This window comes from Streptococcus mitis, from assembly GCF_003942865.1.
GTDB lineage: Bacteria > Bacillota > Bacilli > Lactobacillales > Streptococcaceae > Streptococcus > Streptococcus mitis_BI.
In genome coordinates this window covers 223,306-238,168 of the sequence record NZ_RJNZ01000002.1, presented here as the reverse complement: position 1 = coordinate 238,168, position 14,863 = coordinate 223,306, and the positions used below count along the sequence as shown (strand labels likewise).

The 14,863-nt window shown below is 35.1% G+C and carries 13 protein-coding genes; all 13 read right to left on the bottom strand.

Features of this window, described 5'->3' with window-relative positions; genetic code table 11:
- The 13 genes from D8845_RS03105 to D8845_RS03045 all read right to left on the bottom strand — a co-directional run bounded on the left by D8845_RS03105 (position 1) and on the right by D8845_RS03045 (position 14,768).
- Entirely contained in the window at positions 1-1,092 is a 1,092-nt protein-coding gene (locus D8845_RS03105) for a glycosyltransferase family 4 protein (RefSeq protein ID WP_125452434.1), read from the bottom strand.
- Positions 1,093-1,101: 9 nt separating this feature from the next.
- A complete protein-coding gene (locus tag D8845_RS03100) occupies positions 1,102-1,947 on the bottom strand; it encodes a capsular polysaccharide synthesis protein (RefSeq protein WP_125452433.1) in 846 nt (281 codons plus the stop codon).
- Entirely contained in the window at positions 1,874-2,074 is a 201-nt protein-coding gene (locus tag D8845_RS03095; protein ID WP_125452432.1) for a hypothetical protein, read from the bottom strand. Before D8845_RS03095 ends, D8845_RS03100 begins: the two co-directional genes overlap by 74 nt.
- Entirely contained in the window at positions 2,067-2,903 is an 837-nt protein-coding gene (locus tag D8845_RS03090) for a LicD family protein (protein ID WP_125452431.1), read from the bottom strand. The genes D8845_RS03095 and D8845_RS03090 overlap by 8 nt, the downstream gene beginning before the upstream one ends.
- 52 nt (positions 2,904-2,955) lie before the next feature.
- A complete protein-coding gene (locus tag D8845_RS03085; protein ID WP_125452430.1) occupies positions 2,956-3,747 on the bottom strand; it encodes a DUF4422 domain-containing protein in 792 nt (263 codons plus the stop codon).
- A gap of 7 nt (positions 3,748-3,754) precedes the next feature.
- Complete coding sequence (locus D8845_RS03080; RefSeq protein ID WP_125452429.1) at positions 3,755-5,122, bottom strand: sugar transferase; 1,368 nt, start codon at positions 5,120-5,122, stop codon at positions 3,755-3,757.
- 22 nt (positions 5,123-5,144) lie between these two features.
- On the bottom strand, positions 5,145-5,828 hold the full coding sequence (locus tag D8845_RS03075) for a tyrosine-protein kinase (RefSeq protein ID WP_125452428.1): 684 nt from the start codon (positions 5,826-5,828) through the stop codon (positions 5,145-5,147).
- A gap of 9 nt (positions 5,829-5,837) precedes the next feature.
- On the bottom strand, positions 5,838-6,530 hold the full coding sequence (cpsC, locus tag D8845_RS03070) for a capsular polysaccharide biosynthesis protein CpsC (protein WP_125452427.1): 693 nt from the start codon (positions 6,528-6,530) through the stop codon (positions 5,838-5,840).
- Between the two features lie 8 nt (positions 6,531-6,538).
- Positions 6,539-7,270, bottom strand: coding sequence for a capsular polysaccharide biosynthesis protein Cps4B (cps4B, locus tag D8845_RS03065; protein WP_125452426.1), 732 nt, complete (start codon positions 7,268-7,270; stop codon positions 6,539-6,541).
- 1 nt (position 7,271) lies between these two features.
- Positions 7,272-8,720 (bottom strand): LCP family protein, encoded by a 1,449-nt coding sequence (locus tag D8845_RS03060; RefSeq protein ID WP_125452425.1) that lies wholly within the window; start codon positions 8,718-8,720, stop codon positions 7,272-7,274.
- 194 nt (positions 8,721-8,914) lie between these two features.
- Positions 8,915-10,876: a peptide ABC transporter substrate-binding protein gene (locus D8845_RS03055; RefSeq protein WP_185757349.1), complete on the bottom strand. Its 1,962-nt coding sequence runs from the start codon at positions 10,874-10,876 to the stop codon at positions 8,915-8,917.
- Between the two features lie 146 nt (positions 10,877-11,022).
- A complete protein-coding gene (locus D8845_RS03050) occupies positions 11,023-12,990 on the bottom strand; it encodes a peptide ABC transporter substrate-binding protein (protein WP_125452423.1) in 1,968 nt (655 codons plus the stop codon).
- A gap of 167 nt (positions 12,991-13,157) precedes the next feature.
- A complete protein-coding gene (locus D8845_RS03045; protein WP_125452422.1) occupies positions 13,158-14,768 on the bottom strand; it encodes a glycoside hydrolase family 13 protein in 1,611 nt (536 codons plus the stop codon).
- Between the last annotated feature and the right edge of the window lie 95 nt (positions 14,769-14,863).

Here is a 14,863-nt window from a genome sequence, read left to right as displayed (position 1 = left end):
TCATTCTCCCGTCATTTTTTCTATCAATTCAATCCATTGTTTAGTAATGTTCTTTTTATTGAATTTATCAGTATCTAACATCGCATTTTGCGAAAATCCTAATCTCAATTCATTATTTTCAATTAATTCTATTATTTTTTGACTCATTTGATTTATATCAAAATTCTCAATTAGATAACCATTTTCTCCATCCAATACAATTTCTGCTGGCCCTGTAGGACAATTAAAACTGACAATAGGTAGTCCATATTGTTTTGCTTCTAAAAGTACTAAGGGAAGTCCTTCATAACGGGAAGTCATTACATAAATAGCATGGTCTGGATAAATATTATCTGTACCTTTGACATTCCCCTTAAAATGAACTTGTGATAAAACTCCACCTTTATCCAATTCAGTTATCAAATCTTGTTTTATTTGCTCATCACCCGAACCATATATATCCCATTGCCATTCAGGATATATTGATAATATCTTGATAGCAACTTTAGATAAATAGTCATAACCTTTTTGCTTGTGAAATCTACCTACAGTAATTAATTTTTTCGAATCAAGAGTATATTTTTTTTCTGCATCTATAGCATTTATCCAATTATAAATGTAATCAACTCTTTTTGGGTTTATCTTATACTTTTTTATATAATTATTTCTATCAGCAGTAGTTAGTGTAATTATCTTATCCGAAAGTTTAGCTCCCACATATCTTTGAAGTTTTTTCATAGTAGTGTCTATATCTACAATGGAATTAGTGTGATCACAAGAAATAAATTTAGTTTTTAAACCAATTGTACTTGTTATGCCTACAATATTCATAGTCATCCCTATTCCAAATAGAACTTCTATGTTATTTTTTTTTATATATGTTCTTAGTAATTTCACCGCCTTAACAAAGTTCTTACTCATTGATATCTTTTGTGAAGATAAATTTTTATAACGAACTGCATTATTTAGTGGAAAAAATATTTCTTCAGTACTTATGACTGAAATTAGATGTACCTCGTACACTTCTGATAATTCATTAGCAAGATCTGTGGAAACTTTTAAGCCACCATCTGTACCGTCTATAATCCACTTAACTAAAGCTATTTTCTTCATTTTTTACCATCATTTCAATTTACTTTTAATTAAGGCTGAGTAATAATTCTCAGAATCACATTTTATTTTTGTATCTAACTTATAAGTCGTTTTAAAAATCTTCGTTTCTTTTGAAATATGTTCCCAAATATTTCTATCGAATTTTTCAGAAAAATGTTTTTCAAGCCAAAACAAATTCAGATTTGTTGATTCCAATTCCAACATTTGCTTTTTTATCTCGATATTTCTATCAGACGCTATATCAAAAATATAGTCAATCAACAAATAATCTATTACAAAATCAAATTTTTTAAAATATTCAAAGAAAAAATCACGAGTGAACGCATATAACGAACTATTTCCTGATAATAAAAATGTTTTCCATCGATTCTTGGAAACATTTGGAGAATAATCTGTCATCTCACCTGTTTTTATTGTGAAATAAGGTCTAGAAAAGTATTCCCATTCAAAAGAAGAATGAATAAATACTGTTGAATCAATCCAAGTTCCACCATACTGCGAAAGAAGACAAACACGTATTATATCTGAAATATTTGCAACTGAAATATAACCTTTTTTAATTTTCAATTTTAGATAATCAGGAATTTGAACATAACGTTCAAAAGTGGATTCGTCTAAACAGTAAAACTCAAAACCATTTTTATGAGCTAAATCTTTCATATTGTCTAAACAATACTTTACAATTTCAGGAGCATTATCATAACCTTGCCACCATAATGTCCAAATAATTTTGGTATTTTTTAGATTATCCTGAGTAAAATTATAATTGTTTACAAGTTCATTAAAACTCTGTATTAAAAACTCTTTTGTTTTTTTGTGACGTTTTTCGCAAAAAAAACCTTGCCTGCTTTTCACCTATAACTTTTGGTATTTGCCCTAAAAATTTTCCCAAAAGTTGCCAATTTAAAACATTTGAAGGAAAATATTTTTTCTTATTTTTAATGTCTAAATAGTAAACTTGTGCTTTTCTAATCTTACTCACCTATATTTTCTCCTAAACTTATAATTCTATATTGATGAGGAACTCTTTGTTCAATTGGAGGTGGTGTCATATAATCTTCACCATATATTGCCTTTAGATAGTCTTTATATTTGTTCGGGCATTTAAGCTCTATTCCTTCAAAATATAATTTAGTAGGTTTTCCAAAATAATCACTTGGTACTAATTCACGAAGTTTATATGCCCCTGTAAAATTACCTGCATAACCTTCCGTCACTGAATATTTCTTTATTGTTTTTAAATATTTGTACTGCTGTTTTTCAAATGATAGAATATTTTCTATTTTTAAATGATTGGCTATTTTTATTATCAATTTTTCATGCCAAGGTCTATCAGCTTTATTCTGATTTACAATACTATTAAACTGAGATAATTGGACCATCATTCTTCTATATAAGTACCTTTTTTCATGAATTTTTTTCTTTATACCTTTGCTAGGTAAGCCATCTATTGGAAATATATCAATCCACAAACTTTCTTCTTGTTCGACATTACTATAATTCATCATTATTCTTGTTGAAGTATCTCGAATCACAGAAAATGCTTTTCTATATCCTGGTGTATCCTCACTCAAAAACTGATACTTACCATTAAATCGTTCATTAGCAATTTGTTTAAATCGTTCATAGTCTGCTCTTGGCATACCCAAATCTATATCATCATCCCAAGGTATAAAGCCCTTATGCCTCACAGCACCTAATAAGGTTCCACCCAAGGCATAATATGTCAAGTCATTATTTTCACAAACATCTATGAATAATCTTAACAACTCTATAATTTTACTTTGAATCATTTCTATATCTGACTTCATTTATTGGCTAATTTCTCTCAATCTTTTTCTAGTTAAATAGTTTATATAAATATTAAAAACTCTGTCCATATTTTTTTCCAAAAAACTTTGCCATTAAAAATGAATTTATTTTTTTCAATAAATCCACCTTTCCCATGTACATAAAAGGTACTTCTTTTGGCATTAAAGAATGTTTTGTCAACCAAACATTGAACAATAACTCACTAACTCTACCAAATAATCTTGCTTCAAATGGAGTCAATTCTGATAAATCCATACACCCATACATATCATCTAATATAGAAAATAACCACGTAAAGTAACTATCTGCTAATTCCTTTTTCATGATAAACATGTTAAACATATAGCCACTTCTCTGCTTCATTACCTTATCAAAACTAGACAAATATTCTGGATACTTCTGTTGAATTATTTTTCTAGCCATATCTAAATGAGAACCATCAAGTGTATGATCATAGTGAGAATACAGAGTTTCGATGTAATAATTTCTTTTTTTGGGAACAATAATATCCGAGTTTTCCAACAACTCCTTAATTTCATTTTTATTCAAAATAACATCATCTATATTTATTGATTCATTATATGACAATGCTTTTTTCGTAAAATATCGACGATAATGTACCAATCCTAAGTAGTCACATTCTAAATTTTTCCATGCCCAATAGAGACCAGTAAGTTCACAATAGTACGGATTTAAAACGGAAATATTATCTCCAGTATTATCTCCTTGAAAACCCAAATCTTTTTTTCCTTCACATCCAACATGGATTGGGAGATAAAGTTCTTTATCCTGTGGCATAATAAATTCTTTATGTGTCGCCACGATTATTTTTATCACTGACATTTTCTATCTACTTTGCTCCATCTCTCATAAATACAACTTTAACAGTTTTTAGTAGAATTTCAATATCTTTCCAAATTGTCCAATCATCTATATAAGCTACATCTAATTTAACAACTTCATCAAAATTCTTAATCTCACTTCTACCACTAACTTGCCAAAGTCCAGTGATACCCGGTTTAAAACTCAATCGACGTTTTTGTTCAGGTGTGTATGTCTCATATTCATCAACTGTTGGCGGTCTTGTTCCAACTAGACTCATATCTCCTTTCAAAACATTCCAAAACTGAGGAAGTTCATCCAAGCTAGTTTTACGGATAAAACGACCAATTTTTGTAATGCGAGGATCATTGTCCATCTTAAACATGCCACCCTGCATAGTATTTTGCTCCAGCAATTCTCTCTTTTTATCCTCTGCATCAACACACATTGATCTAAATTTATAAAAAGTAAAATGTCGGCCGTTTTTTCCTATGCGAGTCTGGGCAAAAATAGCAGGTCCACCATCTTTTCTAATAGCTGGCACTAGAACTATACTGACTATGCCACAAATCATTAAACCAAAAATAGAACCAATAATATCTATAACACGCTTAGCAATGACATGACTATTCTTATAAAATTTCGTCGAAAAAGTAATGACATTTAGACCAGCCATCCCACGGATTTTCTTGTCACGCCCTAGATTATGGTCAAAAGCATTTAGATTAACCGTTACATCAATTCCCATCGTTTCAAAACGAGAAATAAATTCACCAATATCATATTCTTCACTAGGAAGATTGATAAACACTTCGTCCACAACTTCGTGAGTTGCAAAATTTAGAATATCTTCGACTGGTACGACTGTAATAGTATCATGTTGGAAATTAGGTTTATCTAATACACTAACTGACACTAGTTCTCCAAAAAAATCACCAGCATCAAGCAATTTATCCATCACTTTCTCAACTCTAGATGTTGCTGTAATCAAGAATAGTTTTTTACTCCATTTCAAATTAGGAAATATCCGTTTCGAATAATACTTGATACAAATATTAACTAGATACATTAGAATCGAGTGTAAGGTTAAAAAATACACCATACCTCGTCTAGAGATACTAAAGCGTTCTTCTAAAAAGAAATTAGAAAGACTAATTGCCAACGCAAAGAAAATGATATATTTTGTCAAGCAAACAAATTCAATAAAATTTCCTCGTCTAAAAAAATCTTGACCGTAATCGCTAAAATAAAATACCAGATAGTGGAGAATATATAGGACAATCATTGTTGTTAAAAGAATATCCGTCTCTTTAACAAAACTAAGAGAATACCCCAGTAACACTACTATAAAACTCTGGATTACCGCCAGAGATATTTTTATCCCTTTCTCTTCCATAACTACTTCCTTAGTCTATCCCTTATTTTTTACCGTAAGAACCATACTCACCGTAAGAACCATATTTCTCAGCTGAAGTATTGAATTTATTTAATACAACTCCTAAGAATGGTTTATTCGTTTGTTCCAATTGACCTTTAGCCTTCTGAACATCTTTTCTGTTAGCCTCCCCTGCCGCAGTAACTAAAACAGATGCATCACATTTTTGTGTGATAATAGCTGCGTCGATAACGATACCAATAGGCGCTGTATCAACAATAATATAATCAAAATATTTGCGAAGTGTATCAATCATAGTACTAAAGTTCTCACTTTGCAATAAAGCAGTTGGGTTTGGTGAGATAGACCCAGCTTGAACCACAAATAGATTTTCAACATTGGTATCACATAGACCATGAGATAGATCTGTTGTCCCAGATAAAAACTCTGTCAATCCAGTAATTTTTTCACGTGATTTGAAGACACCTGACATGACAGAATTCCGAATATCAGCATCTACTAACAAGGTCTTATAACCTGCACGCGCGAATGCCCAAGCAATATTTGTAGAAGTCGTTGACTTTCCTTCACCCGGTTTTACAGACGTGATAGAAATCACCTGTAAATTATTTCCACTCAATTGTATATTCGTACGCAAGGCATTATAGTATTCTTCCGCTTTTTTGGCCAGATTTATTTTTTTCTGTGCTATTTCTAATGTCGGCATAACTCTCTCCTATTTCAATTTATCCAAATTTGGAACAACTCCTAACAATGCGATTTGCATAACCTCTTCAATATCCTCTGGACGTTTCACTCGTGTATCAACCAGTTCAACGATAAGAACAGTGATAACCATAAAGAATGTTCCTCCTAATAGTCCAATAATTGTATTTTTACGAATATTTGGAGAAGATGGTGCTATAGCAGGACGAGCTTCTTCAAGAGTTGTAACATCAGAAACTCGCGTGATACTGATAATCTTTTCAGCAGCTACCTCTCTCAAGGAGTTAGCAATACGACTAGCTTCCTCAGGGACTCTATCATTAACTGAAATAGATACGATACGAGTATCGACTGGTACAGTTACTTTGACTTTTTTAGCCAAATCTTTTGGTGATAGATCTAATTTTAAATTAGATGTAACCTTTTCCAAAACATCTTGAGACAAAATAATTTCACGGTAGTCTTTAACCAAGTATGATCCAGCTTGCAAGTCTTGGTTTGTCAAACCAGGCTTATCCCCCTGATTACGGTTGACTACATAAATACGTGTAGTACTAGTGAACTCCGGTTTTACGATAAAAGCACTGTAGGCAAAAGCTAAAGCTCCAACTACAATCGCTACCAATGCAATTAGAATTTTTCGTTTCCAAAGAATTTTTAACAGGTGAAATACATCGATTTCCATAGTATTTTGTTCTTTCATATTTTCTCCTAAATTATTTGATCCATTATAATTTTCCTAGGGTTCTCTACAAATAGTTCTTCGGCCTTAGCTCTACCATATTTTTTAGAAATAATCTGATAAGCTTCCTCCATATAGGGGGGTCTACTATCTAAGTTGTGCATATCACTTGCAACGACATGAACCAGATCTCTCTCCAAAAAATATTGGGCTCTCTTTTTCATAAATTTATAAGTTTCACCAAAGAGCTTAGGTTTTAGAACGTGAGAACTATTTACTTGTGTATAGCACCCCATATCAATCAGTTCCCTAACACGTTTTTCATTGTTTTCCAACGCATCATAACGTTCAATATGAGCAATCACCGGGGTAATCCCTAACATCAAAACATTGCTTAACCCTCTATGAATATCGCGATAGGGTGTATTCATACTAAATTCAATCAAAGCATAACGACTATCATTAAGAGTAGGAATACGCTTGTTTTCTAGTTTTTCTAGAACATCCGGAGTATAGTATATCTCTGCTCCGTAAGCAATGACCAAATCATCTGCCACTTCTTTTGCAATCTCACGAACCTTTAAAAAATTCGTCGCTATTTTTTCTTCTGGAGTCTCAAACATCCCTTTTCGACGGTGCGAAGTCGAAACAATCATCCGAACCCCTTGATTATAAGCTTCTCTTAAGAGGGCCTTACTATCTTCTATAGACTTTGGTCCGTCATCTACATCAAAGACAATGTGAGAGTGGATATCAATCATATCATCTTCCCTCCATCACATCTTGTATCGCACTTTTAGCAGCTGCTAGACTACTATCATCGATTTCCATCATATAGAGGTTACTATCTGGCATAGCATAAGAAGGAAGTCCCATTCGACCTGTACCTTTGATATCCTGAGAGTTGACTTTATAACTGCCACCACTATCTAACTGAGCATTAACCAAATCCATCATCGTTTCGATAGGCATATTTGTTTGAAGAGAATCTTGCAGACCTTGAATAATATCACTATAATTTTTCAAAGCTTCACTGGACGTTAATTTCTGAATGATTGCGACAATAACCTTTTGTTGATTACGACCACGGTCACGATCCCCATCAGCTAAAGAGTAGCGTTCACGGACGAATCCAAGAGCATCTTTCGAATCCAAATGTAATGTACCTGCAGGGTAATGTTTTCCATTATTTGTATGTGCATTAAATTCTTGATCATTATAGACATCAACTCCACCAAGGAGGTCTATCAATTTCAAGAAAGAAGTGAAATTCAAACGAGCATAATAGTTCAAGTCAATACCATAGAGATTTTCCAGTGTATGAATCGAAGCATCTACTCCATAAATACCTGCATGAGTCAACTTATCTTTTTGATTATTCCCTCCGTCTGCAATCGGAACATAGGAATCACGAGGCGTTGTTGTCAAGAGAATCTTTTTCGTTTCACGATTAACTGTCATAATGATATTGACATCAGATCGAGAAACCGAACTAATTGGGCCGTAAGTGTCAATACCACTCACATAGACATTAAAGGATTTATTCTTAGAAATTTTAGGAGCAGCTACTTCTTTTGTGATATTTTTAGTGTAGATTTTCCTAATTTTTGATGCGTAATCAGGATATTCAGATTCGATAATATTTTCAAAGACGCTATTTAAGACAATCGCTTTTGCTTCACCCGATACCAAACTCTTATAAGCTGCAAGATATGAAGTGCTTTGTTCAACAGTTAATTCTTTGCTCTGACTAGTTTTGATATCAGCTATCAATTTTTGAATATTCTCATTATCTGTATCCGTAGGCCCTGTAACACTATCTAGTTGTGTGACATTATGAACCTCACTGTCTTTCAGAACAACAACACTCATTGAGTATTCTGAGTAATTCGACGTAGAATTGATATGACTAGTAAAGCCGACAAATTGTTGCAGTGCAAAGAAAGAAACTGAACTCACTAAAATAGCCAGTGTTAAAAAGAAAATCGTAAATTTTTCTGCTTTTCTATAAATTATCAAAAGCAGACTCGCTAAAGCGACCAAAATCACTACGGCTGCCGTTATAACATTCAGGTATCTAAACGCCAATATATTATGTCTAAAAATCAAAAACAGCAAAAAACCACCCAATAATACATAAATGGTTAATAAAGCTATATTAACACTCCGCTTAACTTTCCCCGAACGGGCTCTTTTTGAACGTTTATTCATCGTTTTCCCCTATATGTTGATTATCAGAATTATTATATCACAATCATGAAATAATTTCCATTTATTCCTTTTTTATCAGCGTTTTCATCGCTTTTTCTTTACTAAAATTACCTGAAAATTATACCTATTTTGTAAATTGGCTTCTTATACAAAAAACAAGGATACTGATGGTAAAGTATCCTTGTTCTTATTTTTTATTTGATATGACTTTCAAATTCTTTTTGGCTTTTTTCAATAGCCTTCTTACTTTCTTCTTCCCACTTAGCCTTAGCTTCATCAAATTGTTTCTTGGTAACAGGGTCTTTTTGAAGTTTCATGTACTTGTAGTTATTTCCATCACCTTTGATACCCACTAGAGAGTAAGCACGTGTAAATGGAGTTACTTTGGTGACAGAGGCTGTACCACCATTTGACATCGTAGACATGATTAGAGAATTATCAATCATCCAAGCTTGTGCTTCAGCATATTTTTCATAACGCTTAGCAACATCTTTGTTTTCCGCATCTGCCTCTTTTAAAAGTTTCGTATAGGTATCGAGACCTAAACTCTTAATCAGTTCTTGATCTTCCTTAGCATCCAAACCAAAAATCTTGAGATAGAAACCATCTTCTGCATTAAATGGATCAAGATAAGTTGACGGATCTTGGTAATCACCCACCCAACCATCAAAGTTTAAATCGTAATCACGAGACGCTGGATTTGGAGCAAGAAATGCAACATTGCTGAAATCATCCGTAGATAATTGTTGCACATCAACCACAATATTGTCATCCCCAAATACGGTCTCCAAGGTCTGTTTAACCGAATTCATACCAGAAACCGCATTTTTATTGGTTTGATCAACAGGAACATCAATATGAATAGGGAAGGTCACCCCTTTTGATTCCAATTCCTTTTTAGCTTCCGCAAATTTTGCTTGGGCCTTTTCCTTGTTGAAGTATCCGTCTTGGGCATCCGACAAGTTAATACCTGACCATTCTGTTCCGTACTGAACAAGTTTAGAAGAAACCACTTCTCCGAAGCTCTTATCCCCCACCTGCACAAATGTAGGGGGAACAAGGGTATTACGAAGGGTCTTGCTTGCTGCTTCTTGACCATTAGATTGGGCAGAATAAGACGTACGATCGATAGCAAAATTGATTGCTTGACGGAAGTTCTTATTTAAAATTGCTATTTGAGTTGATTTCTTTTGTTCACCTGTTGTTTTAGCCGTATGGTTATAAGCTTTACGGTTAACATTAAAGTTAAAGTACCAAGATGTCTTGTCTTGTAAGCTATAAACAATATTGTCTTGATATTTTTCTTTTGTCTTGGCATAGTTAGAGCTGTTTGGATAAACTCCCGCCAGAGAATAGGCACCACTTTCAAAATTTCGAATAGTCATCTCTTGATCAGAACCATCAAAATAAGCCAGTTTAACTTTTTCAATGGTTACTTTATCATGATCATAATAGTGTGGATTCTTCACATACTCGATCGAAGATTTTGATGTGAAATCTTTTAACAAGTAAGGTCCGTTGTAAAGGATACTACTTGGCGTCAAGGTACCAAATTCTTTTTCCTTTGACTTCAAAAACTCTTCATTGACTGGGAAGAGAATACTGTTAGTCGTCTTAGAATTCCAATAAGGCTCTGGTCTTGTCAAAGTGTACTCAACCGTATAGTCATCCAAGGCTTTGACACCAACAGCAGAGAAATCATTTGTCACACCAGTCACATAGTCATTCAATCCCTTGATTGAATTTTGAATGAGATCCATCGCTTGCCCCTTGTTATCCGAAGCATATTTGATCCCAGTAACAAAGTCCTGTGCTTTTACTGGAGCATATTCTTCTCCATCAGCCGTATACCACTTGGCATCTTTTCTGAGTTTATAGGTATAAGTCAAACCATCTGCTGAAACAGACCAATCCTCAGCTAGAGCTGGTGTCAGATTACCATAGCTATCATTTTCTAGCAAACCATCCACAAGATTAGTAATTATAGATGTATTATCTGCATAATAATCTAAAAGATAATTAAAAGTTGTTGGATTTCCACTAAAAGTTGACGAATACGTCTTTGTATCTGTGTTAGATTGCCCACAAGCTGAGAGTAAAATCCCTGTAGCTAGGACAAGACCAGTTCCGATAAGTCTTTTTTTCATTGTCATCACCCACTCCTTTATGTCACTTTTTATAACATAGCCATATTTTATCAAATTTATTCAGAAATGTAAAGTTACTAGTTTCTAAGCTACTAACATCCCATAACCAAAAAAGGAAGCACAGATTCTCTGCAACTTCCTTGTCTTGCTATAGACTATTTAATGTGTTTTTCAAGCTCTTTTTGGTATTTGGCATTTGTTTCGATTTTTTCTTTCTGCCATTTCTTGAGAGCTTCTTCATATTCTTTTGTCGTCACAACATCCTTTTGCAACTCCAAACCTTTGAATACAAATGGATCTCCCTTGATTCCGACTTGAGAGTATGCTTTTGTGAATGGTACAGTACGGCTAACAGTTGGAGAACCACCTGAAGAAGCAACTGGAATTAAAAGTGAGCTATCCGATACCCAAGCTTGAGCTTTAGCGTATTTTTCATAACGCTTATTGAGGTCACTTGTTTCAGCTGCAGCATCGTCCAAGAGTTTCTTATATTCGTCCAGTCCAACTTGAGCCATCACTTCTGGATCTTTTCCACGAGTGATCCCCAAGTGTTTAAGAGCAGAACCCTTCTTAGCATCGAGAATGTTTAGGTAGGTAGCTGGGTCTTGATAGTCTGGTCCCCAACCAGTTCCATTCAAGTCATAGTCTTTTTGTGCTGGAACCTTAGCTTGAGACGTGATGCTCATTTTTTCATTATCAGTCATTTGAAGGACATCGATAATGACATTATCAGTACCAAGTGTTGATTCGATAGATTGCTTAAGTGAGTTAGTTTGCTGGACAGCAATCACATCTGTTTGTTCAACCGGAATATCCAAACGAATTGGGAATGTCACACCCTTTGCTTGCAATTCTGTCTTTGCTTTTGCAAAGGCAGCCTTAGCTTTTTCTGGATTATAAATCGTATCCTTACCATCTGTCAAAGCTACATCTTTCCACTGTTCCCCATAAGAAACCAACTGCTCTTGAGCCAGTTCACCAAAGGTCTTTTCGCCAACTTGGACATAGTCATGAGGCACTAAGCTATTACGAATAATCTTATCCGCACCTTCTTCACCATTTAACTGAGCAGTGTAAGAGTGACGGTCAAGGGCAAAGTTCAATGCCTGACGGAAGTTCTTGTTAAGGAGAGCTTCTTTTGTTGAAGTTTTTTGAGTTTCGTCTGTTTTAGCCGTTTTATTGTAAGACTGACGATTTACGTTAACAGTGAGATAGTAGCTTGTCGCTTCTTGTGGACTGTAGACAATCTTATCTCCATACTCTTTCTTAGTTGACTCAAAGTTTGAGCTTGTTGGGAAAAGACGAGCTGTAGTATAGGCATCTTGTGTAAAGCTTCGAATCAAAGATTCTTGGTCGGAACCATCATAGAAGGTTAGTTTAATACTGTCAATCTTAACATTATCCTTGTCCCAGTAGTTCGGATTTTTTTCATATTCGATGGCAGATTTTGACGTCAATGACTTCAATAAATAAGGACCATTATAAAGAATACTTGATGGAGCAGGAGTTCCATAGTCTTTTCCTTTAGAATTCAAAAATTCTTCATTCACTGGAAGCATGGTTGCTGTTGTTACTTTAGAGTTCCAGAAACTTTCTGGTTTGTTGAGCGTATATTCAACCGTGTAATCATCAACAGCTTTTACACCTACAGTAGAAAAGTCATTGCTTTCACCACTGATATAGGCAGCCAATCCTTTAATTGAATCTTGAAGGAGAGAGAGACCGTCTGATTTACCATCAGCTGCGTGTTTCAAACCTGTAACAAAGTCTTGGGCCTTGACTTCGGCATACTCTTCTCCTTCAGAAGTATACCATTTTACACCCTTACGAAGTTTGTAGGTATAAGTCAAACCATCTTTAGAAACGGACCAGTCTTCTGCAAGCGATGGAATTAAGTTTCCATACTTATCATTTTCCAAAAGGCCATCGACAACGTTTGCTATAACGTCAGAAGTTGAGCTCTTGCTCGTCACACTGTAATCCAAAGATGATGGATCCATAGCGTAGACATAAGAAAATGTTTTAGGAGCGTCCGCATTCTTTTCGCTTTTACCACAAGCTGCCAAAAGAAGGGCCGCACTCAAGGTCACTCCCGCTCCTAAGAGCCACTTTTTCGATTTCATAGGCAATCTCCTTTAAGATAGGTTTTTCACCATTATAACCTATTTTTCTATAAATGCAAGAGCTTTTGAGAGATTTTTTAGAAAATTCTAACAAATATTTTTAAAAGAGTTCTCTGAAAAACTTTTAGCAAAAAATTCAAACTCTATAAGCTTAAGATTCTCACTTTTTAATCAGTCAATTCCACACAGAAAGCATCCCATGGAGCCAAGATTTGTTTTTCAAAAACTTCTTGAGCCACGGTGTTTTCAATTAAGACCGATTTGACATTTCCTTCTACGGTCAAGTCTTGCTCTTCATTGGACAAGTTAGCCACAACTAGGAAACGACGGTACCCATCTTTACGGATATAGGCGAAGACCTTGTCAGCCGTATCAAGCAATTCAAAGTCAGCTCGAATCAGCCAGCTATTCTCTTTGCGGATTTGAACCAGTTTCTGATAAGTATAGAAAATAGAATCTGGATTTGCCAGCGCTTCTTGAACGTTGATTGCTTGATAGTTTGGATTGACTGCCAACCAAGGTTGACCTGTCGAGAAACCAGCGTTTTTGCTCTCATCCCATTGCATCGGAGTACGGGCATTGTCACGTCCAATAACACGGATACTATCCATGATCTCTTCCATCGGAACGCCTTTTTCAAGAGCTTCACGCGCATAATTGAGGGATTCAATATCTTCTACTTGGTCCAGCGTTTCAAAGGGATAGTTGGTCATCCCAATCTCCTCACCTTGGTAGATATAAGGTGTTCCTCTCATGAGATGAAGCAAGATTGCAAAGGCTTTGGCAGATTTTTCGCGGTATTCCTGGTCATTTCCCCAGATTGAGACGATACGAGGAAGGTCATGATTGTTCCAGAAGAGCGAATTCCAACCGTCCTCAACTCCTAATTCTGTCTGCCATTTGTTAAAAATTTCTTTTAACTTAGCGATATTCAGCTCTTTTTGATAGTGCCATTTAGGCTGACCTTCCTGATACTGAAGACCGATATGTTCAAACTGGAAGACCATAGACAATTCTTGCCCCTTTGGATCAGAGTAGAGCTTAGCGATCTCTGGAGTTGCTCCCCAAGTCTCTCCTACTGTCAAGAGATTCTTATCTCCAAAGGTCGCCTGATTCATCTCCTTGAGATAAGGGTGGAGCATAGGACCATTATTGACTACTTTCTCGTCAGGAATCTTTCCAATCATGTCAATGACATCCATGCGGAAACCACCAATGCCTTTATCAATCCAGAAGTTCATCATTTCATAAATTTTCTGGCGAAGTTTTTCATTTTCCCAGTTGAGATCAGGCTGTTTCTTACTGAAAAAGTGGAGATAATATTGACCTGACTTTTCATCGTATTCCCAAGCAGATCCACTAAAGATAGAATCTAGATTGTTGGGTTCGTCCCGCCAAATATAGTAGTCACGTTCAGGGCTGTCAGGATTTTCACAGGCCTCGACAAACCAAGCATGCTCATCTGAAGTATGATTGACCACTAAGTCCATGATGATACGAATATCACGTTTCTTAGCTTCTGCTATCAGTTGGTCCATATCTTCCATAGTCCCGAAAATAGCTGCAATCGCTTGATAATCAGCAATATCATAGCCATTATCATCCATCGGACTGTCATAAACGGGAGAAAGCCAAATCGCTGTAATTCCTAACTTGGCTAGATAGTCTAACTTACTGGTAATTCCTGTCAAATCGCCAATTCCATCTCCGTTGCTATCCATAAAGCTCTTAGGATAAACTTGATAGACTACGGCATTGTGCCACCATTTTTCTTGCATCTTCTTACCTCATTATTTTAATAATCTGTAGTCTATGATAGCGCTTTTTAGAGTTTTGTGCAAGCGTTTGCCTAATCTTTTTAATTCCTTTTTTA

Excerpts from the sequence above, each read along its gene's own strand:
- D8845_RS03105 (WP_125452434.1), bottom strand. The coding sequence starts at position 1,092 with ATGAAGAAAATAGCTTTAGTTAAGTGGATTATAGACGGTACAGATGGT.
- D8845_RS03090 (WP_125452431.1), bottom strand. The coding sequence starts at position 2,903 with ATGAAGTCAGATATAGAAATGATTCAAAGTAAAATTATAGAGTTGTTA.
- D8845_RS03085 (WP_125452430.1), bottom strand. The coding sequence starts at position 3,747 with ATGTCAGTGATAAAAATAATCGTGGCGACACATAAAGAATTTATTATG.
- D8845_RS03080 (WP_125452429.1), bottom strand. The coding sequence starts at position 5,122 with ATGGAAGAGAAAGGGATAAAAATATCTCTGGCGGTAATCCAGAGTTTT.
- D8845_RS03075 (WP_125452428.1), bottom strand. The coding sequence starts at position 5,828 with ATGCCGACATTAGAAATAGCACAGAAAAAAATAAATCTGGCCAAAAAA.
- cpsC (WP_125452427.1), bottom strand. The coding sequence starts at position 6,530 with ATGAAAGAACAAAATACTATGGAAATCGATGTATTTCACCTGTTAAAA.
- cps4B (WP_125452426.1), bottom strand. The coding sequence starts at position 7,270 with ATGATTGATATCCACTCTCACATTGTCTTTGATGTAGATGACGGACCA.
- D8845_RS03060 (WP_125452425.1), bottom strand. The coding sequence starts at position 8,720 with ATGAATAAACGTTCAAAAAGAGCCCGTTCGGGGAAAGTTAAGCGGAGT.
- D8845_RS03050 (WP_125452423.1), bottom strand. The coding sequence starts at position 12,990 with ATGAAATCGAAAAAGTGGCTCTTAGGAGCGGGAGTGACCTTGAGTGCG.
- D8845_RS03045 (WP_125452422.1), bottom strand. The coding sequence starts at position 14,768 with ATGCAAGAAAAATGGTGGCACAATGCCGTAGTCTATCAAGTTTATCCT.